Annotated in this window: 22 protein-coding genes and 1 pseudogene; 18 read left to right on the forward strand and 5 right to left on the reverse strand. The window is 44.5% G+C overall.

Going from position 1 to position 20,448, the window contains the following annotated elements; translation table 11 throughout:
* Window positions 1-193 precede the first annotated feature (193 nt).
* The 3 genes from ACHUFZ_RS00280 (at window position 194) to btuD (ending at window position 3,068) form a co-directional block, all read left to right on the forward strand.
* A complete protein-coding gene (locus tag ACHUFZ_RS00280) occupies window positions 194-1,222 on the forward strand; it encodes a succinylglutamate desuccinylase (RefSeq protein ID WP_394125368.1) in 1,029 nt (342 codons plus the stop codon).
* Between the two features lie 108 nt (window positions 1,223-1,330).
* Window positions 1,331-2,326 (forward strand): vitamin B12 ABC transporter permease BtuC, encoded by a 996-nt coding sequence (gene btuC, locus ACHUFZ_RS00285; RefSeq protein ID WP_394125369.1) that lies wholly within the window; start codon window positions 1,331-1,333, stop codon window positions 2,324-2,326.
* Window positions 2,313-3,068, forward strand: coding sequence for a vitamin B12 ABC transporter ATP-binding protein BtuD (gene btuD / locus ACHUFZ_RS00290; RefSeq protein ID WP_394125370.1), 756 nt, complete (start codon window positions 2,313-2,315; stop codon window positions 3,066-3,068). Before btuC ends, btuD begins: the two co-directional genes overlap by 14 nt.
* A gap of 71 nt (window positions 3,069-3,139) precedes the next feature.
* Here btuD and ACHUFZ_RS00295 read toward each other — a convergent pair whose 3' ends face one another.
* Window positions 3,140-3,715, reverse strand: a complete 576-nt coding sequence (locus tag ACHUFZ_RS00295) for a nucleoside triphosphate pyrophosphohydrolase family protein (RefSeq protein ID WP_394125371.1) — start codon at window positions 3,713-3,715, stop codon at window positions 3,140-3,142.
* A 259-nt stretch (window positions 3,716-3,974) separates the two neighbouring features.
* Between ACHUFZ_RS00295 and ACHUFZ_RS00300 the strand changes: the two genes are divergently transcribed.
* The 14 genes and pseudogenes from ACHUFZ_RS00300 (at window position 3,975) to ACHUFZ_RS00365 (ending at window position 15,302) form a co-directional block, all read left to right on the forward strand.
* The gene (locus ACHUFZ_RS00300; protein ID WP_394125372.1) at window positions 3,975-4,190 is read left to right on the forward strand and encodes a Flp family type IVb pilin; all 216 of its coding nucleotides are present in this window, start codon (window positions 3,975-3,977) and stop codon (window positions 4,188-4,190) included.
* Window positions 4,191-4,234: 44 nt separating this feature from the next.
* Window positions 4,235-4,507, forward strand: a pseudogene (locus ACHUFZ_RS00305) (prepilin peptidase); the annotation flags it as partial.
* Window positions 4,508-4,641: 134 nt separating this feature from the next.
* A complete protein-coding gene (locus tag ACHUFZ_RS00310; RefSeq protein WP_394125373.1) occupies window positions 4,642-5,430 on the forward strand; it encodes an RcpC/CpaB family pilus assembly protein in 789 nt (262 codons plus the stop codon).
* 10 nt (window positions 5,431-5,440) lie between these two features.
* Complete coding sequence (locus ACHUFZ_RS00315) at window positions 5,441-6,763, forward strand: type II and III secretion system protein family protein (RefSeq protein WP_394125374.1); 1,323 nt, start codon at window positions 5,441-5,443, stop codon at window positions 6,761-6,763.
* Window positions 6,760-7,233: a hypothetical protein gene (locus ACHUFZ_RS00320; protein WP_394125375.1), complete on the forward strand. Its 474-nt coding sequence runs from the start codon at window positions 6,760-6,762 to the stop codon at window positions 7,231-7,233. The genes ACHUFZ_RS00315 and ACHUFZ_RS00320 overlap by 4 nt, the downstream gene beginning before the upstream one ends.
* 9 nt (window positions 7,234-7,242) lie before the next feature.
* Window positions 7,243-8,472 (forward strand): AAA family ATPase, encoded by a 1,230-nt coding sequence (locus ACHUFZ_RS00325; RefSeq protein WP_394125376.1) that lies wholly within the window; start codon window positions 7,243-7,245, stop codon window positions 8,470-8,472.
* A 5-nt stretch (window positions 8,473-8,477) separates the two neighbouring features.
* Window positions 8,478-9,761, forward strand: a complete 1,284-nt coding sequence (locus tag ACHUFZ_RS00330) for a CpaF family protein (RefSeq protein WP_394125377.1) — start codon at window positions 8,478-8,480, stop codon at window positions 9,759-9,761.
* Window positions 9,762-9,770: 9 nt separating this feature from the next.
* A complete protein-coding gene (locus ACHUFZ_RS00335; protein WP_394125378.1) occupies window positions 9,771-10,688 on the forward strand; it encodes a type II secretion system F family protein in 918 nt (305 codons plus the stop codon).
* A complete protein-coding gene (locus ACHUFZ_RS00340; RefSeq protein WP_394125379.1) occupies window positions 10,688-11,578 on the forward strand; it encodes a type II secretion system F family protein in 891 nt (296 codons plus the stop codon). Before ACHUFZ_RS00335 ends, ACHUFZ_RS00340 begins: the two co-directional genes overlap by 1 nt.
* Complete coding sequence (locus tag ACHUFZ_RS00345; RefSeq protein WP_394125380.1) at window positions 11,571-12,350, forward strand: tetratricopeptide repeat protein; 780 nt, start codon at window positions 11,571-11,573, stop codon at window positions 12,348-12,350. The genes ACHUFZ_RS00340 and ACHUFZ_RS00345 overlap by 8 nt, the downstream gene beginning before the upstream one ends.
* A complete protein-coding gene (locus tag ACHUFZ_RS00350; RefSeq protein ID WP_394125830.1) occupies window positions 12,340-12,825 on the forward strand; it encodes a TadE/TadG family type IV pilus assembly protein in 486 nt (161 codons plus the stop codon). The genes ACHUFZ_RS00345 and ACHUFZ_RS00350 overlap by 11 nt, the downstream gene beginning before the upstream one ends.
* Complete coding sequence (gene tadF, locus ACHUFZ_RS00355) at window positions 12,800-13,348, forward strand: tight adherence pilus pseudopilin TadF (RefSeq protein WP_394125381.1); 549 nt, start codon at window positions 12,800-12,802, stop codon at window positions 13,346-13,348. Before ACHUFZ_RS00350 ends, tadF begins: the two co-directional genes overlap by 26 nt.
* A 1-nt stretch (window position 13,349) precedes the next feature.
* A complete protein-coding gene (locus tag ACHUFZ_RS00360) occupies window positions 13,350-14,642 on the forward strand; it encodes a TadE/TadG family type IV pilus assembly protein (protein WP_394125382.1) in 1,293 nt (430 codons plus the stop codon).
* A 12-nt stretch (window positions 14,643-14,654) separates the two neighbouring features.
* Window positions 14,655-15,302 (forward strand): OmpA family protein, encoded by a 648-nt coding sequence (locus tag ACHUFZ_RS00365; protein ID WP_394125383.1) that lies wholly within the window; start codon window positions 14,655-14,657, stop codon window positions 15,300-15,302.
* Here ACHUFZ_RS00365 and ACHUFZ_RS00370 read toward each other — a convergent pair whose 3' ends face one another.
* From ACHUFZ_RS00370 to ACHUFZ_RS00385, 4 genes are all read right to left on the reverse strand, one after another.
* On the reverse strand, window positions 15,303-16,592 hold the full coding sequence (locus ACHUFZ_RS00370) for an ATP-binding protein (protein WP_394125384.1): 1,290 nt from the start codon (window positions 16,590-16,592) through the stop codon (window positions 15,303-15,305).
* Window positions 16,593-16,685: 93 nt separating this feature from the next.
* Window positions 16,686-17,363 carry a response regulator gene (locus ACHUFZ_RS00375; RefSeq protein ID WP_394125385.1) on the reverse strand — a complete coding sequence of 226 codons (678 nt, stop codon included), beginning with the start codon at window positions 17,361-17,363 and terminating at the stop codon, window positions 16,686-16,688.
* 183 nt (window positions 17,364-17,546) lie between these two features.
* A complete protein-coding gene (locus ACHUFZ_RS00380; protein WP_394125386.1) occupies window positions 17,547-18,116 on the reverse strand; it encodes a DUF1415 domain-containing protein in 570 nt (189 codons plus the stop codon).
* The gene (locus tag ACHUFZ_RS00385) at window positions 18,113-19,363 is read right to left on the reverse strand and encodes an MFS transporter (RefSeq protein WP_394125387.1); all 1,251 of its coding nucleotides are present in this window, start codon (window positions 19,361-19,363) and stop codon (window positions 18,113-18,115) included. The genes ACHUFZ_RS00380 and ACHUFZ_RS00385 overlap by 4 nt, the downstream gene beginning before the upstream one ends.
* 103 nt (window positions 19,364-19,466) lie before the next feature.
* Between ACHUFZ_RS00385 and ACHUFZ_RS00390 the strand changes: the two genes are divergently transcribed.
* Window positions 19,467-20,336: a LysR family transcriptional regulator gene (locus ACHUFZ_RS00390; protein ID WP_394125388.1), complete on the forward strand. Its 870-nt coding sequence runs from the start codon at window positions 19,467-19,469 to the stop codon at window positions 20,334-20,336.
* Window positions 20,337-20,448 lie beyond the last annotated feature (112 nt).

Raw genomic sequence — 20,448 nt, forward strand, 5'->3', positions numbered from 1 at the left:
CTAAATCATGGTATTATCATTAGCCGGGCAATTGCTCGGCTAATTTGTACAGCGACGCTACCAGCCGAGAAGGTGGTGGCAATTTAATAAATTACGATGAAGCACAAAATTTGTGTCCATAAGTGGGATCGCCCCTACATAATTTAGATGAACAATTCTTTAACATACCCGCTGTGCAATAAAGGAGTAGCGCATGACGAAAAATCTCTTTCGCCAATCTTTTCTTTTTGACAGCTTAGACTTAGAACAAGAAATGCCTGCCAATGAAATGACTGTGGCTGGTGGAACAGTATTCAAATTACATCAACGTGGTGTGTTGGAGGTGATCCCTTCAAATCTCTCACCAGAGAGCAAACACATCATTATCTCTTGCGGTATCCATGGTGACGAAACAGCGCCAATGGAGATCGTCGATAAGATCATCACAGATATCCAAACAGGTTTTCAAACCGTTACCGAGCGACTTCTGTTCATTAATGCGCACCCTGAGGCAACGAATGCCCATACGCGCTTCATTGAAATGAACTTAAATCGTTTGTTTGACGACAAAGAGTATGAACCTTCAAAAGAACTCGATATTGCGAATAATCTAAAACAAATCGTCACTGAATTCTTTGAAAATACTCAGCAAGATCAACGTTGGCACCTTGACCTACATTGTGCGATTCGTGATTCAAAGCATTACTCATTTGTCGTTAGCCCGAAGGTGAGACACCCGGTGCGCAGCCAAGCGTTAATGGAGTTTGTCTCTAGCGCCCATCTAGAAGCGGTGATGTTTTCTAATGCGCCATCCAGTACGTTTAGTTGGTACAGCGCGGAGAACTTTGGTGCGCAGGCACTGACTGTTGAGCTTGGCCGTGTGGCTAAGATTGGCCAAAACGACCTTGATAAGCTGGTCGCGTTTGACCTGTCACTACGTGATTTGATTTCAGACAGTGAACCAGAGCATTTGCCGCGTAAACCGGTCATGTATCGAGTCAGTCGTACTATCGTGCGTCTGCATGACGACTTCGACTTTTTGTTTGACGATGGCGTTGCAAACTTTACCGCCTTTAAACATGGTGAAGTTTTCGGACATGATGGCGATAAACCACTGATGGCGAAAAATGAAGGGGAGGCGATTGTTTTCCCTAATCGTCATGTTGCTATCGGTCAGCGTGCCGCTTTGATGGTTTGCCCGGTGAAAACTCGCTATGACGAAGGCCAACTTGTTTACGATTGATAACAATCATTCAAGTTGAATATAGTGATTACACTTTCTATTTTAATGGCTTAACGGTATCGTTAAGCCATTATTTTTAGGGGCTAGGATCGGTTACTCAGCAACCACATGGAATTTACTCAGCTACTCAATCGCAGGCAACAAAGATGGATACGTTTTGGTGGTCTCTGCGCTTTTTCACTGTTCATCATTAGTGCGCTTTACCTAATGGTGGGTGAAGTGTTTATCTCACCGTTTGAATCGCTTTCATCTTTACAAGAACAGTTAATAGTTCAATTACGTCTACCTCGCTTACTGGCTGCAATTGCCGTTGGGGCTTCGCTTGCCGTTTCTGGCGCTGTATTGCAGGTTTTATTGGGTAATGTTCTTGCAGAACCTGGTGTGCTCGGCATATCCGGCGGCGCTAGCGTACTCAAGGTACTGTTGTTGTTCTTTGCGCCGACGCTAGCGACCCCCTTTGGCTTTATGATTGCTGCAGTGCTTGGCGCACTGGCTTTCACTATGCTGCTCGTCTTTGTCGCCAAAGCGATGCGTTTGACCACCACTCGTTTGTTATTAGTCGGTGTCGCACTGGGAATCTTGTCCGGAGCGGTAGTGACTTGGGCGTTCTACTTCAGCGATGACCTAAGTTTGCGTCAACTGATGTATTGGCTGATGGGAAGCATAGGGGCCGCAAGTTGGTATCACCACATGCTGACTCTTGTCCTAATCCCAGTGCTGTTATGGCTGTGCTTTAAAGGCACCTTGCTTGATAGATTAATGATGGGTGAACTGCACGCAAAGCAGCTTGGTGTTGATATCGATGCAGTGCGCTGGAAGCTGATCCTAGCTGTGTCGTTACTTGTTGGTGGCGCGGTTGCGTTAGGCGGCGTGATTGGTTTTGTAGGGTTGGTGGTACCACACCTTTTACGATTGGCTATAGGAAGTGAGAATCGTTATTTGATCCCACTGTCTGCGCTATCTGGAGCCACGCTGGTGGTGTTTGCCGATCTTGTCGCCAGAACAGCGCTCGATGCTGCTGAGCTTCCATTGGGTGTGGTGACAACCTCAATCGGCGCGCCGATCTTTATCTGGATGTTGGTGAATAATCATGATTCACGTTAATAGCTTATCGGTTGGCTCTCGATTATTGCCGCTCTCCTTTGAGGTCAACCAAGGCGAAATCTTGCACGTGATTGGCCCTAACGGCAGTGGTAAAAGTACTTTGCTGTCAGCGGTGGCAGGTTTGTTAGATTTTGATGGTCAAGCAAAGATCTATGACCAAGATGTCGCCAGCAGTTCTATCGAGTCACTCGCTACTTGCCGCGCGTTCTTATGCCAAAGTGATCGACCAGCATTCAATCTTGATGTGGTGCAGTATTTGGCACTGTCTTTACCTGCACATATTGACTCTCACTCACCAGACATCGAGTCAGTAATCAATGAGCTATCCCAGCTACTTGAGATCGATGACAAACTCCATCGCTCCATTCACCATCTTTCTGGGGGAGAGTGGCAACGAGTTCGACTGTGCGCCATTTGTTTGCAGATATGGCCAACGCTAAACCCTTATGCGAAATTGCTTATTCTCGATGAGCCGGCTGCGCCACTCGATATCGGACAAGAAACGCTTTTATATAAGTTGATTAGGCGTGTGGCAGATATGGGCATTAGCGTCATTATGTCGAATCACGACCTTAATCGAACACTTAAGCACGCTGATAAAGCACTGTTATTAGAGCTGGGTGTGTTACAGAGAGTGGGAGAGGTTAAAGACGTCTTATCGGTTGAAGAACTGTCACGAGTATTCAAAACCAAAGTCACTAAAGCGCACGTCGAAGGAAGCCCCGTTTTACTGTTCGACTAATATCAGCGTTATACAGACACAAAAAAGCCGCTTGAACTGCAAGCGGCTTTTTATTTGAGTTGTGCTTTTAACTACTTAGTTAAAGGCGCAAGATCGGCTGGACGGTAGTAAACCGATTTTAGAACTTTACCTTGGCGAATCGTTTTGCCTTCAGCGACAAAGTCTTCTGCACATTTTGCGATGATGTAATCGCCTTTCTGCACCGCCATTAGCTTAATGCCTTGCTCTGCGTAATGTGCTTCAGTCTCTGCGTACTCTTTTTCGTTTCGACATACCTTGCTCATGTTGCTCGAGTGAACCTCATCCCAGCAAGGGATAAAGTCGATACTACGGTTTACAGCAACGTTAAGCAGTAGATCAATAAGGTAGTTGATTGCAAGGTTGTCTTCGATTTTGTCGTGACCTAGGTGCACCAAACGACCCATTAGAACATAAACGCTATCGATGATTGCGTCAGCTTGTTCTGTTTTGTTATCCGCTTCTGCTAGCTCTGTCAGCTCTTCAATCGCAAGCGATGTGTGCAGCGTATCAGCTTTGTCATCTAAGCTTTCTGGCGCGGCAACAGGTAAATCAAATGTGCTGCGGAATTCAGAAATATCGCGGTAAAGGTGGTTGAAAATGTCTGTGGTCAGTTTTGAAAGGTGCATATCCAATAGGTCCGGATGTCATTATGTTGTGCCAATACTACCAAAGCGGCTCCCTTCTCGCTATCCGCGAACCTCATTAAATCTTCTGTGAATGAGTTGAGGGGCCGATATTCACTGTGAAACTGAATCCAAACTGAATGAAATCGCCGTTATTGTCATGGAAATGTGAGGAGCTTATCACTTCCATTGTTAGCAAATGCAACAGTTTTTAATATCTCTCCCGTAAACAACACAGTCCATTAATCAACAGGAAACAAAGATGTTAACTAAAGCATTTGTAAAAACTCAACTATTCATCCAATCATTCAAAAATGACGAGCGCGGCGTAACAGCAATTGAATACGCAATCCTAGGTGTATGTATGTCAGCTATCGTTCTTGCTGTATTTAACGACACACTTCGTACTGCTCTAGAAGGTGCTATTACTACGATTTCTGGCAACATCACAGCAGCGAACACTACACCTGCTGGCTAAGGAAAGTGAATGTAAAACTATGGTGGCTAAGTATGTTAGCCGCCATGGCTTTAACAGCCAGTTATCAAGATATCAGACATCGAAAAATACCCAATGGAGTGGTGCTAGTGATTACTCTGTTGGGTGTTTTTTTTGTATTTAAATATGGTCGATATGAACAGTTAGCTATGCCAATCCCAGTGCTTTCTATTGGAGCTTTGTTGTTTTACTTCAACATTATGGCTGCCGGAGATAGCAAACTATTAGCGGCTTTTAGTGTGATGATATCGCCCAATTACTTTCCGCTGACCGTTGTTATTATTTTAAGTGCAGGTGGAGCCTTAGCCATTTCCCAATGGGCAGTCAGTCAAATGACTGGCAATGCCAACTGGGTCAACAAAGGGGTGCCATATGGTGTACCTATTTGTTTAGGAAGCTTATTAGGTATAGCTGCATCGTTGTAGGTTAATCAATGAATTCAAAAATCATTCTTGGTTTAGCGTTCGTCGCTATATCTATTGGGCTTTATGGCGTGACCAACGCTGAGCCAACAAAAACTCCTAAGCCAACCACGCCTGAACCAATGGAAGTGGCGTATAAAGTTTGGCGCGTAAAACATGAGTTAGCAAAAGGCGCCAAAATAACCCGTGGTCATTTAATGGTTGAGCATCTACCCCAAGCCAAAGCTGCGCTAGTCGGAATCGACAGTGATATTGACTTGGATTGGGATGAACCCATGTTTGCCGTGAAGGATTTATCCATTGGTGACATTGTCAGTGACGATGTTGTCGCAATGCCGGGTGATGGTGATTACTTAAATGCTGTACTGCAATCTGGTTTTGTTCCATACAACGTAACGGTTCCTGGTAAGGATGTGGTTGGGGGAACGATCAATGTCGGAGATATGGTTGATATTTCAGTACTCTCAACACCAAGCCAGAACCTATCGACCGATCAATCTGTATCGGACATTCAGCATTTAACCATGATGCCGTTACTGGCGCAGATTAAAGTCCTCGATATGGTCTTACCCGAAAAGTCATTGGACTCTCTAAATCGAGATGATGACAGTGAAGTGACGTTGATTCTTCAAGTGACCAATCAGCAGTTAGCTCGACTCACTGTCGCAAATCGAGTGGCAGAGATAGCGGTACACAAATCGCTAGGCGAAGCCTATGCCAACGACTTAGTGGCAGATTCGGCTGACATCATTCGTGTTCAAGGCCGCGCAAGTGGTATCCGTGAATTTCGTTTTAACTAAGAGGCTGGGTATGAAAAAAACAATAAGCGCCCTAATGCTAGTGACCTTAATGCCTTTATGTGCATTTGCTAAAGGGACAATCAACTTAACTCAAGGCGAAGCCAAGCCACTGTCTATTTCAGGCGAAGTTGCTTCGGTATTTATTTCGTCACAAACGGTTGCCGATTATCAAGTGATTGATGCGCATAAAGTGGTCGTTCTTGGAAAAGACTTAGGTTCCACTTCATTTATCGCGTTTGATGGGAATGGCAAAGAATTGCTTAATAAAACGCTGGTAGTAAACAAAAGCTATCGCGCGATAGAGCAGCAGATCGCAGTGCAGTTTCCCTATGCGCAAGTGACCGTGTCCGGCATTGGCGACAATGTGGTACTAGGCGGCAGCGTCAGCACCGAGCAAGAAAAAGACAATATTCTTAAGCTAGTTGGTGAACTGCTTGGTAAAAAGCTAAGAACGGTGATGGATTATGAAATGGCTGAAGAAGATGATGATGACATTGAAATCGGTTTTATGACCCAACTTGAATATCAAGGTGTGGTTAACAACATTGAAGTCACGGCAACCAAGCAAGTGAATGTCAAACTTACTATTGCGGAAGTCTCACATACCTTTATGCAAGATTTTGGTATCAAGATGGGCAGTGGTGGTAATGCGGGGATCTTCGTTGATCAACTGACCAGTTTTAGTGCAAGCGACATTGTCTCAGTTATCTCTGCATTGGGGGTAGATAGTGTGGGCCAAGTACTTGCAGAACCAAACCTTTCTGTGATTTCAGGCGAGAAAGCCAGCTTTTTAGTGGGTGGTGAGCTGCCAGTAGTCACAGTAGTCGATGGCACGACAGACGTTAGCTATAAAGAATTTGGTGTGCGATTAGAGCTCATGGCGAAGGTGCTTAGAGATGACAAAATCAAGCTTGCACTAACGCCCGAGGTGAGCTCCCTGGATAGTAAGTACAGCAGCGAAATGTATGACTTACCAGCACTTCGTACTCGCCGCGCACAAACAACGGTAGAACTAGGTGATGGTCAGAGCTTTGTTTTAGGTGGCTTACTTAACAGTGAAGAAAAAGAGTCGTTAACGCGCATCCCATTCATTGGTGATATTCCAATTCTAGGTAGCTTATTCCGTCATACAGGTACGGAGCGTAATAAGACGGAATTGGTGATTGTAGCGACAGTCAACCTTGTTCAACCGATTAAAGCTAATCAAATCCAGCTACCAACAATGAAAAAAACCAGCACGTTGAAACGTTTCTTTGCCCTAGACCGCCAGTATGAAACGTCGCAAGAAAAGTGGGCAGATGAAGTCCTATCAGCCGGAGGGTTCAGCCAATGAGAGCAGTATTAATTTCACTTGTTTTAGGCGTTGCGTTAGTCGGTTGCGCCGACCATATTGAAGAGCCTAGAGGCACCTCAATCGAAGTGATACCGGTGACTTATCAGTTTAAATTGACTGAAACCAACCAAGCAAAAATAGCTGAACGGCTGAACACTTTTATTGAAAAACACCCATCTCTGATTACTCGCGCAGAGTGGAAAATCCAAATTGCCGGTACTCATGGAGACAGTTTGTACAAAAAGGCGAAAAGACAATTGATTGAAGCTGGCGTTGATTCAAATCGCATCGTCTACTTCAAACATCAAAAAAGTGGGCAATTTAAGATTGAAGTGGCGGCGACGGTGCACCAAGTGAAACTCGAGATTTGTCATCAAGAACGAGTAGGTGAATATGGTCGCGGCAGTTTAGGTTGCAATACTGACACCAGCCGTTGGCAATCAATGGTTAACCCGCAGAACGCTATTTAGGGGAATTTCATGTTTGATTTAGTTGATAAGTTAAGTAGTAGCGAACCTAAAAAAATGACGAAAAAAAGTCGTAGTGTGCTGTTTTATCAGTCTCAGCTTTGCAGCGCTTTAGTACAAAAAGCGTTTCGTTTTGAAGGGTTTGAAGAGCCCGAAGCGTTAATCAATCAAACGCAAAATTTTGAGAAGCTCGAACAAAACCCTGATGTTGAAGTTGTGTTGGTTGAGCTTAACCAAAGCAATGATGTGGTTGAAGATGCAAAGCAACTATCGCGTAGTCTTCCTCCGCATGTGTCGGTGATCATCATCGGTAGTGAAGATGCTATTTCAACTATTCGTGCACTAAAAGAGCTGGGGTTTTATTACCTGTTCTGGCCTGCGAACGAAGCTGAAATTGCCGATTTCTATAGCAATGTCGCAAATAACCATATTGATAAGCGTGGCGTAGGCCAAAATCGTAAAGCTAAGCAGATTGCGTTTATGGGCGTAAAAGGTGGGGTGGGTACATCTTTGGTCGCTTGTGAAGTTTCGCGCTCACTAGCGAAGTATCATCACGCTAGCACACTGTTGGTTGACCACACCTACACTGGCAGCAACATCGACGTGATGATGGGACTTAAGAAATTCAATAAACGCAGCGTTCAAAAAGGAACGCTGGCAACGGGCATTGATAGCGATATCGCCTTAAGCCTAGTACAAAACATTGAAAAGCATTTGTCGATATTAGCGGTTGAGTCTGATGAGTTTAGCCGAGAAGAGCTTCATCAGTACACTCAAGCGCTTAAGCAGCAGATGGTTCAAAGTAATACTTTTGTTGTTGAAGACTACTCACATACCACAACAACGAATGCCGAATTTGAGCAAGCGACAGATGGTGTTGACGTGTTAGTTTTGGTATTTGATGCCACAGTTTCATCACTACGTGAGCTAAATCGTATTAGCTCTGAAATCGAGCTGCGATACCCAGAGCTTACCGTACTGACAGTCATGAATCGTTCTAGACCTGATAATGCGGCTTCCATCAACGAATCAGATGTTGAGAAGTACTTTGGTCGTAAAGCAGATGCGCAATTAGTATTTGATTTTAAAGCGAATCACTATTTACTCCAAGGTGATTTGATTAGCGACACGCGCTCTGAAATGAAGCAAGGGTTACAAAATCTAGTCGCGCTATTGGTCGGTGAGAAAGTAGAACCAACCAAAGGCTTCTCTCTACGTAACTTGCTAAAGCGTAATGGGTAATCGTGATGGAACAATCTCAAAGTGTTTACCTCAAACTGCGTCGCCAGATTTTTGATGCATTAGATGCCAGTGTTATCGAAAGCTTATCGCGTAGTGAGTTAGAAGCTCAGCTGGCCAATGCCGTCGATATGCTGGTCAACCGTGAGCAGCTTCCAGTGTCGTCGTTGGCGAAATCTGAGTACGTCACTAGCCTAATTCATGAACTTATCGGCCTGGGGCCACTGCAAGTTTTGATGGATGATGATTCGATTACCGACATCATGATCAATGGTCACAAGCAAATTTATATCGAAAGAAACGGTTTGGTTGAGCAGGCTCCGATCCGTTTTATCGATGAGCAGCAGTTACTAGATATCGCAAAACGGATTGCGAGCCGAGTAGGGCGCCGTGTTGATGAGTCGTCACCAACATGTGACGCACGCTTAGAGGATGGGAGTCGCGTTAACATTGTGATTCCGCCAATTACGCTGGATGGTACTTCGATTTCAATTCGTAAGTTCCGCCAGCAGAGTATTGGTTTTGAACATTTAGTCGAGTTCGGTTCACTGTCTAAAGAAATGGCCGCGTTACTACAAATCGCAGCGCGTTGTCGACTCAATATCCTTGTTTCTGGAGGCACGGGTTCAGGTAAAACGACGCTACTGAACGCCTTATCACAACATATCTCGGATGGTGAACGCATTGTCACCATCGAAGATACCGCAGAGCTTCGCTTACAGCAGCCACATGTTGTGAGAATGGAAACTCGAAACAGCGGTATTGAGGGAACGGGAGCCGTGACTTCAAGAGATTTGGTGATTAACTCTCTACGTATGCGCCCAGACCGAATTATTGTCGGCGAGTGTCGTGGCAGTGAGGCATTTGAAATGCTTCAAGCCATGAATACAGGTCACGATGGCTCGATGTCAACCTTACATGCCAACACGCCAAGAGATGCGCTTGCTCGCGTCGAAGCTATGGTGATGATGGCAACCAGCAACTTGCCGTTGGAAGCAATTCGACGCTCGATTGTCAGCGCGATTGATCTCATTGTTCAAGTCAGCCGCTTGCATGATGGCTCTCGTAAGATCATGAGTATCACTGAAGTGGTAGGGATTGAAGGCACTAACGTGGTGTTAGAAGAGCTGTTCTCTTTTAAAGCATTGCCAGAAAACCTCGATGGTCGAATTCAAGGCTCATACACCACCTCTGGTGTTATGGCGCGCTCTGCCTTGTTTGAAAAAGCACGTTTCTTTGGCGTCGAGCATCAACTGGTCCAAGTTATTGAGTCAATGGCACTAAGCAACTAGTGAGTGGGTATGTATTGGTTAATCATCCTTGGCGGGTTTGCGCTCGTCTTTGTTGCTCTAAAGCCTGAGCGACAGCAAACGATCAATGACTATTTGGAAAACTCGAAAGCCTACGCAGCAAATAACGCGAGTTTTACCCAGCAAGCCATCAATATGGCGAGTCTGTCCGATCGAAATTTTAGACAAAGAGTATTGCAGCGTTGGGATAACCTTCAGCGTCAGTTAGGCAATATGGCTGCATTAAAAATTGTTGTGTTTTCAGTAGTCGCTTTAGCTGTTGTTGGCGTTATTAACCAAACCATGTTGCGGCTACCTATGTTTGAAGTGTTACCTGTTGCGCTATTACTCGCTTGGATTTGGGGATATTTGTTTTTACAAAGACGTGAACAACAAAGATTTGAAGAGACATTCCCCGATGCGTTGAACATGCTAACTAGCTCTCTTAGTGCTGGAGAAAGTATCGGCCGAGGCATTACCTATGTAGGCAAAAAGCTAGAAGGTGAAGTGGGCAAAGAATTTAAGTTGATGAGTGAACGTCTTAACTTAGGTGAACCCATTGATGAAGTGTTTCGAAAATCGTGTCGCCGTTTTCCATATCCGTCGTTTCACTTTTTCGTCATTACACTGCGTGCCAACATGCAGCGTGGTGGCCAGCTAAAAGATGTGATGTCGCGTTTGAATAGGCAAATGTTCGAAGCAAGGGCAGTAGAAAGAAAGAAATACGCTATGACATCTGAAGCGCGTATCTCAGCCAAGATTGTCGGTGCAACACCATTCTTCTTTCTGTTCATTTTGCAGTTTTTAAGCCCAGAAAACTTTGAGTTTGTGATGTTTCACCCAGAGGGCCGCCCGATACTTTATTACGTCATTATCAGTGAAAGTATTGGTATGTTCATCATCTGGTTGTTAATGAAAAAGGTGAAGTAATGAATGACCAGTTACAGTTATTTTTTGCTTGGACAGGTATCGCTTTCGGCATTTTAATCTTGGTTTATTGGTTGTTCTATAAAGTTCAACAAAAGCGTCGCATTGCGTCTTTAGCGAAGAATAATCGATATGCGGCCAGTAAAAATGAGTCTAAGCGAGAACTTAGTCAGTGGCTGCAGCCTGTTACGTCGGTGTTGTCAACATCTCAAGATGACGTCAGCGTTCGTTTCGAAAGTGCTGGCCTTGGTAACCATCGATTTGCTCATCTGTTTATGCCAATCAAGTACTGTTCATTGGTATTAGGTGAAGTGATCATTGGCGCTATTTTCTGGTTTAACCAAGGCGAAACTAACCACTGGATTGCGGCCGCGGGGGCGTGGGCCATGATGGCCATTGCTTTGCCTGACATTATCTTAGATTCGATGGCAAAAGCACGTCAAAGACGAGTCTCAAAGCAAATGCCGTATTTGATCGATTTAATGGCGATCTGTGTCCAAACCGGTATGACCATAGAAGCTTCGATGAAGTATTTATCGGTGGAAATGGGCAGCTTCAATCAAGAGATGGCCAGTCTATTGGACAAAACGAACCATCGCGCACGAATTGTGGGTATGCAACGAGCACTGGAAGAGCTGTATGAAAAAGTGCCGTCGTCAGAAATGCGTAGCTTTGTGATGACATTGAGCCAGAGCATTCAACATGGCTCATCAATCTACACCATGCTAACGACTTTGGCTGGAGATATCCGAGAAGTTCAGATGCTGGAGTTGGAAGAAGAAATAGGGAAGTTAGCCGCCAAGATGTCGATACCACTTATCGTCTTCATCTTGATCCCAATTGTCTTTGTAATCGCCGCACCAGGTGTCATGAGGTTAATGCTCAATGCTTAAGAAAATAATCACAGTGGGTTTGACGTTCGCTTTAGTCGCTTGCAGTTCGACACAATCGAACTGGCAACAAGACGAATCCAGGGAAACCATCTACAAACAAACTAATAATCATGTTCAGCTGACAGAGTTGTACAAAAAGCAGCTTCAGCAAAAAGATACGGCTGAACTGAGAGAAAAACTGTCGGCGAGTTACTTAGCAATGGGAGATGCAGAGTCTGCACTGTTTTACATTGCCCCTTTGACGAAGCAAAACAAAGCCAGTGTTGATAGTTTGTTACTGCAAAGTAGAGCCTATGGTGAACTTGGCCAATACCCTGCGGCTATCAATAGTGCTAAACGTGTACTTGAAAAATCACCAGAGAACGCAGAAGCCGAGAACCTACTTGGTACCTTTTATGGCTATAGCTATCAGTATGAGTTAGCACGTGGTTACTTTGAACGTGCACGAGAGCACTTTTATGACTCCGCAACGGTGAACAATAACTTAGCAGTACTGGATATCGCCCAAGAAAATTATCAATCGGCAGCACAACGGTTATTGCCTTTGTACAAGCGCGGCCAAGCTGACGAGCAGATGATCGCCAACTTAACGTTAAGTATGGCCAAGCTAGGGTATTACTCGTTTGTCGAGTCGGTATTGAGTGACCGCTTTAGTCAGCATCAAATCGAACAGATCTATCGCGCGATTCGCAACCACAGTATCTACTCAGCAGAAAGCCGCTCACTATCCGTGAGTGGAATGCAGGATGTAGGGTCACATGATGAAAGCTAAGCAGCGAGGAGTGGCAAGTATCGAGTTTGCCATTGGCTTCTTTGCGTTTTGGCTGATGTGTATGGCTTGGGTTGAGATGAGTTACATCTCCTATATCTCTGCCATCAATGATCTAGCGATTTCAGAGATTGCTCGAACTGCCAAGAAGGGCTCGGATGATTACATGGACACGGTGCAAGACGTCCTACACAGAGAGGGAAGTATCTGGAACCAAGTGGTCGATGGTGATGACTTTCAAGTCACGATTCAATATGTGAAATCACTTGATGACCTGGTTGATGTAGAAGAGCTCTGTGGCAGTTCCGAAGTCCTCGAAAGTACCGAGTGCGGGAAAGCCGACAATGCCGCACTAGCAATTTATCGGATTAATTATCGCTTTAAACCTATCTTCAGTTACTTCGTCACGATGTCGAATTTGATGAGTCGTGAAATGATAGTGGTACAAGAATATGAACGCTCCCAATTTGAAGTCTAAACAGCGCGGTACATTCAGTATCGAGTTTGCCATTGTCGGTGTGTTCTTTAGCCTGCTATTGGCGTTTAGTGGCGACGTAATCATCAAACTTTCGGTGAAAGGTAAGTTAGACCGTCTTTCTTATTCGTTAGTGAATATTGTCAAAGAGCGCACGCAACTCTATGAGGCTGATTATCAACTGACCGCTAAAGAAGTGAATGATCTCGATACACTCGCTAAGCGCTCTCTCCAAAGAACCTTTGGCGCGTTTGAAGCCGATAAATACGGGTTATTGGTTGAAGAGTTGAGCTTTGAAGAAGTAGGCAGACCAAATCCTGTCGTTGCAGAACACCGTGGTGGTGTGACCTGTGAAGTAGCGAAGTCGATTAGTGATTTGGAGCATTTATCTGTAGTCAGTAATCGAGGCCGAGAAATGCCTTTGTATCGCGTGACCATGTGTTATGAGACCAGTAACTGGATTGGTGATTTGTTAGGAAAAAACTTCACTAACGTGATGTCTGATTCTGTGGTGATCGGGAGATAAAATGAAACACTCAATGAGTAAACAATCTGGCCACGCTGCAATGCTGTTTGCCATTATGATTCCGGTGTTATTTGGCGTCTTTATGTTGGGTTCAGATGGTGCGCGAGCACTGCAAATCAAAGCCCGATTAGAAGAGGCGGCAGAGGCGGCGGTATTAGCGGTCTCGGCAAAAGATGAAGAAGATCATCAGCTTGCTCAGGATTACATTGATCACTACCTATATGACATGAAATCGTTGGAAGCAGTATCGGTCAGAAAGCTATCTTGTGAAGAGATCCCAGAATGCGCCGCAGGCATTGAAAAGGGTGAAGCAAGATTCTTTGAGTATCGTGTCGCGGGTCAGTCTCAGCATCAATCTTGGTTCCCAGGTAATGACGTCATCGCAGGTTTTGGCGAAAGCTTTGATGTAACTGGTTCTTCAAAGGCTCGTCGTTATCAGAGCCAGCCGGTTGATATCACCTTTGTGGTCGATTTTTCTGGCTCGATGAACTTTGACTGGTCTGGGGGCAGCAAAAGCAAAATTGAAGATCTGAAAGACATTATCGAACAAGTGACAGAGGAGCTGGGCGTGTACAATCAGTTATACCCCGAACATCCGCACCGCGTCGCAATAACGGGTTACAACCGCCGTACTATGAATACGGGTAATAACGGCAAGCTACTCATTCGAGACCAACGTATTACGGATTTTAACTCTGACCCAAGCTCTTGGGATAAAGACGATGTTTTTTACCCGCAAAAGACCATCAACAATCAGTTCGTTGTCAAAGGTAAAGCGAAACGCATTCCGAACGAAGATGACTTGGCGGTATTTAAGGACATTTTCTTTACCACTGATTTTGATGGTTTTATCAACCAAGTAAACAGCTTTAAGGCGTCAGGTGGTACTGCATCATTGCAAGGCATTATTCGTGCGGGGCAAATCGTTAAAGAACTGGCGCAAAACCAAAAGCAGCTGATCATTATTTTGTCTGATGGTGAAGACTTTAACCATTATGCAGGCCAAACGGAGAAGTTGGTTAACTTAGGTATGTGCCAAAACATTTTGAATATGGTTAATGGCGGCCCTATGACAGTCAATGGTATGGCTGACAGTAAAGGAATGAAAACCCCTGATGGGGAGCAAATGAATGCGCGAATGGCAGTAATCGGCTTTGACTATGACCTAAATGCCAACGTTGGTCTGCGTAACTGCGTCGGCAAAGACAACGTTTACAAGGCTGAAAATAAAGACGATATCCTGAACAAAATTTTGTCATTGATCACCGAAGAAGTGGGTCACTTGGCGCAATAACAGAGAAGTATAATGATGAATAGTAAATTGAAGTTGTGTCTGCTGGCGGTATTGCCAATGAGTCAATTCGCTATGGCAGAAACGGTAAATAGCTATATCAATGAAGCGCTTTACTATTACTGTCAGCAGGGCGGTAATGAGTACGAAGAGCGAGTAGTGGTAGGACGCGGTCAGCAAGTGATGTATCACCAAGGTGCGTTTATGCAAATTTCAACCGATAAAGGCAACCAAGAACAGCTAGACAGTGTTAGACAAAGTCTCCAGCAGGTAGGTGTTGAGGCAAGCTGTGCTGAGTATTTGTTAAGTCACGCTACTCTTGCGCCCAATGAACAGTGGCAACCACAGTTAAAAGCGCAAGTACTGTTTGATTTTGATAAAAGCGATCTTAATGCGCAGTCACGCTACCTTCTTTCACAAGTGAAAGCGCGTATCGACGCTAGTGAGAGTGAGTTGGCTGTAGTTGGTAACACCGACTCTCTAGGTTCTGAGCAATACAATTTAGTGTTAGGGCTTAAGCGTTCAAAATCGGTTACTGATTATCTGAATATCAAGAAAGAAGGGAATTCAGATGGCGAACAACACCCAATCAAAAGTAATGATTCAGAGTATGGACGCCACCTAAACAGACGAGTGGAAATCGAGCTTAAACCACAAAGTTAGTTAGCTATAAGGCAACATAATTTTCAAGCTGACACCCATGGATGGGTCAGCTGGATCTTCAAACCAAATCGCCCCTTTATAGCTGTGAATGATCTCATCACACAAAGCCAGTCCTAAACCTGTTCCTGGGTTTTGCTCATCGGCTCTGACCCCTCGTTGAAACAATCTATCACGGATTTCAGGCTCAATAGGGGGACCATCGTTATTGATGGTGACCATGAGGCCGCTTTCGCCATTGTTCACGAATATATCGATACGGGACTGAGCAAATCGATATGTGTTTTCAAGTATGTTACCAAAGACTTCCATAATGTCTGATTTACTCATAGGTAGCGTTTGTCCCTTAGAGATAAACAGTTCAACTTGCAGTCTTTTATCCATATGAACTTTATCAAACATCATCAGTAGGCTATTGATAACCGGTTTGATAAGAGTGGAGTTTTCGGTAATGCCTTTCACACCAAAAGAGGCTCTCTTCAACTGGCCTTGAATCACGTCATCCATTTCGAGCAGTTGTTGGTTAATGGCGTCGATCTTACCTTGTTCTATGTCACTCAACAGTGCCTGCGACACCGCCACTCGTGTCTTTAAGCTATGAGCCAAGTCGTTAAGGGCTCTACGGTAGCGCTGCTCGTTTTCTTTTTGTTGAAACATCAGCTCATTAAACGCCGAGGTTATATTGTGAAGGTCTTCGGGATATTTTCCACTTAACTTTTGAGTCTTACCTGCACGAATACTATTCAACTCTTCCTCAAGCAAGTTAAATGGACGAAAGCCATACTTAAAAATGAGATAAACGATCAGAATAGTAATTAGTGTCCCAGTAATCGAGTAGGCGAGTACGCGAAGCCATAGTTGCTGAATAGGTTTGGTGCTTTGGCTCATTCGTTTAAGCGCAACCAGCCTTCCATCAGGAACGTTGTCATTCGTACTTAAGCCAATGGTATGCAGGAGGGCATGAGCATCATTTTCTAGTCGTATCAGGTTAATGGTGCCTTTCTTGAGTGTTAGGTCTGGGTGAAGGCATAGGTTTGTAGTAACAGAGTTGGAGTCGATCTCTCTTAGTATCTCTTCTGCATCGGCAGAGACAGATCGCCAGAGTTCATTGTTTTGGCTATCGCAAATGAACATTGAAAAATTTGAGGCATCTTTTTGGTGTAGATTCTGCCATTCGTCAAAAGGAGGTAAGATGTTTGAACTCCAAATTTCGCTCAAAAATGCAGGTAAGTCGTTTGTCATATCGACAGTATAGTGAGAGAGTAAGCGATACTTTTGGTGTTGGTATCCCATAATTCCAAGCATCAACCCTACAACAAGTGTTATAGAGATCGATACATAAACTACTAAACGGCGAAAGCTAGTTTTTAGGATGTTTTTCACACATTACTCTCCGCTAGTTAGACGGTAACCCTGTCCACGAATTGTAGAGATAACTTTCACATCACTGTAAGCGGCAAGCTTCTTTCTTAAGCGAGAAATGATCACTTCAATGTTATTCAATTGAACTTCTTGCCCTGAATCGTAAAGGGAACTAGCAATTTGTTCTTTGGAGATCACTTGTTGATGATGGCGAATCAAATACTCGAAGATTAGATACTCTAAAGCGGTGAGTTTCAGTAAGTTGCCTTGGAAAACAATACTGTTTGCCTGCGTATCTAACGTAAGATCACCAACGGTAATGTTAGATGAAGCAAAGCCTTGGTAACGTCTGACCAAAGCTTCAAGTCTTGCGGTTAATTCTTCAAACTGAAACGGCTTAGTTAGATAGTCATCCGCGCCAGCGTTTAACCCTTCCACCTTATCTTGCCAGTCGCCACGTGCAGTCAAAATCAAAATAGGCACTTGTATTTCTTTACGGCGTATTTGCTTGATGAGGGTAATCCCATCAAAGTCGGGCAAACCGAGATCAATGATCATCACATCCGCATTAGGCTGCTTTTGGATAGTCTGCAAGCAAGCAGAAGCCGTTTTATCCGAGTAGACAGTGTGATTTCGGTCTTTAAGCTGAGATGAAAGATGGTGATTTAAAATTTCGTTGTCTTCGACCAAAACAACCTGCATAGCGAGGCCTCTAATACGCATTTAATTGAAGAGCTAACGATACCATTTAAGCGGTCAAGAACCAACGAATAAGCGTGTTGTGACACGGGGTTAAGGTATTTCTGATGTGTTTGTTTGAAGCCGAGAATATGTACGAAACAAAAGAGCCACCAGTCAGACTGATGGCTTAGATATGTGATTTAACTAGACCAGATAAGGGAACAGCTTTGCTTTCTCTTGCGCAGTTAAAGACTCAACGCGGGCGATATTGGTATCAGGGATCGCTTCTGGGTTAGGGTAGTGCTTAAGTACCTTCTCCATGCTCTCTTCACGGATCAAGTGGAACACCGGATACGGAGAACGGTTGGTTAAGTTTTCTGCGTCTTCAGGCTGTGCACCACCGAAACAGTAGTCAGGGTGGAAAGTCGCTAACTGGAAAATACCATCCCACTCTTGTTGACGAATTAGTGCTTCGACCCAATCAATGAACAGGTTGTAATCATAGAAATCGTGCAGCATGTTTGGCACCGCAACAAGCGTTGTTTCTAACTGCTTTGGTTCCGTCGACTCAAGTTCTAGTAGTTGAGTCAAAATATCTTCTAGTAATGCTTCTTCTGTTGCTGCTTCACTAACGAAGATCTTAATTTGTTTATTACGTTGAGGCTTTGCTGCAAACGGGCACAAGTTAAGACCAATCACCACATCATTTAGCCATTGCTCGACAGCATTAGCGACGATTTCAGTGTTGTTAGGTGTTGAGTTATTGGCTGTCATTTTGCTTCCAATTTAGTATTTGGCGCAAGAATAGCAGAATCGTTTGAGGGATGCTCCTCTGTTAGTGCGCTGCTTTGTTCAAATTTGTTCAATAGTTGGCATAGCAGGAAGATTGCTGCGTACAGGAACAGACCACCAGTGATGACCATTCCCCAGCCCCCGTGTTGCCAACAATAGATCAGGAAGAAGCCACCAATACTGCCACCAACATAATAGTGAACTAAATAGAGCGCGGTTGCGGTCGCTTTGGCATGGGTTGCTTTGCGGCTTACCCACGAATAGGCCAAGGTATGAGTGAAAAATGCGCCAAAACTGATAAGTAGCAATCCCAATAGCATAAATGGCAATGCATCAATATAGGCGATGAGCATACCCAGTAAGCTGATGAGGGTCCCCGTCATCATCCCTGAAATCGTATTGCGAGTTTTCGTCCATAGAGAGGTCATTTTTGAGCTGATGGTCCCGGCTAAATAGCACAGGAAGATAAGCGAAGCTAAACCGATAGGCAGATTATGTGGTTCACTAACCAGTCTAAAACCCATTACAGAGTAGAGGTTAACGAATAAGGCGAAATTGACGCCGCCGATGAGCATTGCAAACCAGATAGTCCTGTTCGATAGATGTTTTATGAGTGCGCGATTGTGCTGACGTAGCATCCCTTTTTGCGGGGTAAAGTTCTTCTGCTTAGGCAAAAGAAACACGACGCAAATGGCACCCATCAAGGTGAATATTGCCATTACCATCACTGCTTGTTGCCAACCGTAGGCATCCGTGAGCGTCCCACCGACAATACGACCAGCAATACCACCCAACGAATTGGCAGCAATGTAGCCGCCAATGGCGTGACTAAAGGCGGTTTCTGAAAGCTCTTCTACCATGTACGCCACCGCGACAGAAGCAAAAGCTGCTAAGGCAACGCCCATTAGTGCTCGGGCGAATACGAGTAATAATAGCGAGTCGCTCAGCAGCATAATGCCACCAATAAACGGCATGGCGAGCAGGCCCAATAGCATCACGTTGCGTCGTCCAACCGCTTCAGAGGCAACGGCCCATGGCACAAGACAGACTGAGAGCGCTAATGTACTTGCAGCAAACAGCCAGTTGATTTGGGTTTCACTGACGGAAAAGTAATCTGCCATATAAGGCAGCATTGGTTGGAAAAGGTAAAGATTACAAAATACTAAGAAGGATCCTAGCGCTAGGCTGAAGGTGACGCGGCGGTAATCTTTGCTCTTGAGTTCGATCATGGTTGGTATCTGATTGGAAACTATGTGAGCAAAATATCAGTCTAATGATGATATATAAAATATATTAAAAATATAAACCTAATATATTTTTAGTATAGCCACTATGGAATCAAAACCGTTAAAGCATTTTGTCGCTGTTGCCGAGCATCAACACTTTACCAAGGCGGCTAAAGCGCTGCATATTGCCCAACCCGCGTTGAGTGTTTCGATTAAAAAGCTTGAGCAGAGTTTAGGGGTAGAGCTGTTTCGCCGAGAAGAGAGGCAAGTCTCACTGACAGACGAAGGGCATATCCTTTATGAGCATGCTAAGCGGGTATTACAACAGTTAGAAGACGCTCAACTTGCGATCGATGAGCTTAAAGGGCTAGAGAAAGGGGAAGTTCGCCTTGGCGCGCCGAGCATGATGGGATCTTACTTTTTCCCCGAAGTGCTCATGGCGTTTAAGAGCCGCTATCCACACCTTAAGCTGACGTTAGTCGATGCCGGAACCCGTTCAATCAGGCAAATGCTGTTAGATGGAGAGCTCGATATAGGTGTGATTAATGACGAGAATGTCCCTGACGATCTAGAAACTGACCATTTACTCACCTCTGAAATGGTCGCGGTTGTCGCCAAGGAGCATGAATTTGCTAATCAAGATTCGATTGCGTTTGATGAGTTCTTTGAACATGAACTTGTGATGTTTAAAGCGGGTTATTTCCACCGAGACTTTATCGAGAATCAAGCCAAGCTGTGTGACAAAGAAATGCTGTTCTCATTTGAAACCAATTTATTGCCAATGATCTTAAGTATCGTCAAGCATGAGTTTGCCATTACCGCGCTGTTAGAACTGGTCACTCAACATGAAAAAGACGTGGTCGGCATTTCTTTTGAACCCAAGGTAAAGCTGGATCTGGCATTGGCGTGGCGAAAGGACGGTTATCTCTCTATTGCCGACAAAACCTTTATCGATTTTGTTAAGCAATACGTGTGATGAAAGCACTTATCTGCAAATATCACACTTTGCTTAATCTCTATCGCACTTATTAAACAATTACAGTAATTTGGAGTTAACACTCGCAAATCTTGAAAGGTAGGGACACCGT

Source organism: Vibrio hepatarius (assembly GCF_043642085.1).
Lineage (GTDB): Bacteria > Pseudomonadota > Gammaproteobacteria > Enterobacterales > Vibrionaceae > Vibrio > Vibrio hepatarius_C.

Bases quoted from the DNA above. Each gene is read 5' to 3' on its own strand.
- ACHUFZ_RS00280 (WP_394125368.1), top strand. From the start codon at position 194: ATGACGAAAAATCTCTTTCGCCAATCTTTTCTTTTTGACAGCTTAGAC.
- btuC (WP_394125369.1), top strand. From the start codon at position 1,331: ATGGAATTTACTCAGCTACTCAATCGCAGGCAACAAAGATGGATACGT.
- btuD (WP_394125370.1), top strand. From the start codon at position 2,313: ATGATTCACGTTAATAGCTTATCGGTTGGCTCTCGATTATTGCCGCTC.
- ACHUFZ_RS00295 (WP_394125371.1), bottom strand. From the start codon at position 3,715: ATGCACCTTTCAAAACTGACCACAGACATTTTCAACCACCTTTACCGC.
- ACHUFZ_RS00300 (WP_394125372.1), top strand. From the start codon at position 3,975: ATGTTAACTAAAGCATTTGTAAAAACTCAACTATTCATCCAATCATTC.
- ACHUFZ_RS00310 (WP_394125373.1), top strand. From the start codon at position 4,642: ATGAATTCAAAAATCATTCTTGGTTTAGCGTTCGTCGCTATATCTATT.
- ACHUFZ_RS00315 (WP_394125374.1), top strand. From the start codon at position 5,441: ATGAAAAAAACAATAAGCGCCCTAATGCTAGTGACCTTAATGCCTTTA.
- ACHUFZ_RS00320 (WP_394125375.1), top strand. From the start codon at position 6,760: ATGAGAGCAGTATTAATTTCACTTGTTTTAGGCGTTGCGTTAGTCGGT.
- ACHUFZ_RS00325 (WP_394125376.1), top strand. From the start codon at position 7,243: ATGTTTGATTTAGTTGATAAGTTAAGTAGTAGCGAACCTAAAAAAATG.
- ACHUFZ_RS00330 (WP_394125377.1), top strand. From the start codon at position 8,478: ATGGAACAATCTCAAAGTGTTTACCTCAAACTGCGTCGCCAGATTTTT.
- ACHUFZ_RS00335 (WP_394125378.1), top strand. From the start codon at position 9,771: ATGTATTGGTTAATCATCCTTGGCGGGTTTGCGCTCGTCTTTGTTGCT.
- ACHUFZ_RS00340 (WP_394125379.1), top strand. From the start codon at position 10,688: ATGAATGACCAGTTACAGTTATTTTTTGCTTGGACAGGTATCGCTTTC.
- ACHUFZ_RS00345 (WP_394125380.1), top strand. From the start codon at position 11,571: ATGCTTAAGAAAATAATCACAGTGGGTTTGACGTTCGCTTTAGTCGCT.
- ACHUFZ_RS00350 (WP_394125830.1), top strand. From the start codon at position 12,340: ATGAAAGCTAAGCAGCGAGGAGTGGCAAGTATCGAGTTTGCCATTGGC.
- tadF (WP_394125381.1), top strand. From the start codon at position 12,800: ATGAACGCTCCCAATTTGAAGTCTAAACAGCGCGGTACATTCAGTATC.
- ACHUFZ_RS00360 (WP_394125382.1), top strand. From the start codon at position 13,350: ATGAAACACTCAATGAGTAAACAATCTGGCCACGCTGCAATGCTGTTT.
- ACHUFZ_RS00365 (WP_394125383.1), top strand. From the start codon at position 14,655: ATGATGAATAGTAAATTGAAGTTGTGTCTGCTGGCGGTATTGCCAATG.
- ACHUFZ_RS00370 (WP_394125384.1), bottom strand. From the start codon at position 16,592: ATGGGATACCAACACCAAAAGTATCGCTTACTCTCTCACTATACTGTC.
- ACHUFZ_RS00375 (WP_394125385.1), bottom strand. From the start codon at position 17,363: ATGCAGGTTGTTTTGGTCGAAGACAACGAAATTTTAAATCACCATCTT.
- ACHUFZ_RS00380 (WP_394125386.1), bottom strand. From the start codon at position 18,116: ATGACAGCCAATAACTCAACACCTAACAACACTGAAATCGTCGCTAAT.
- ACHUFZ_RS00385 (WP_394125387.1), bottom strand. From the start codon at position 19,363: ATGATCGAACTCAAGAGCAAAGATTACCGCCGCGTCACCTTCAGCCTA.
- ACHUFZ_RS00390 (WP_394125388.1), top strand. From the start codon at position 19,467: ATGGAATCAAAACCGTTAAAGCATTTTGTCGCTGTTGCCGAGCATCAA.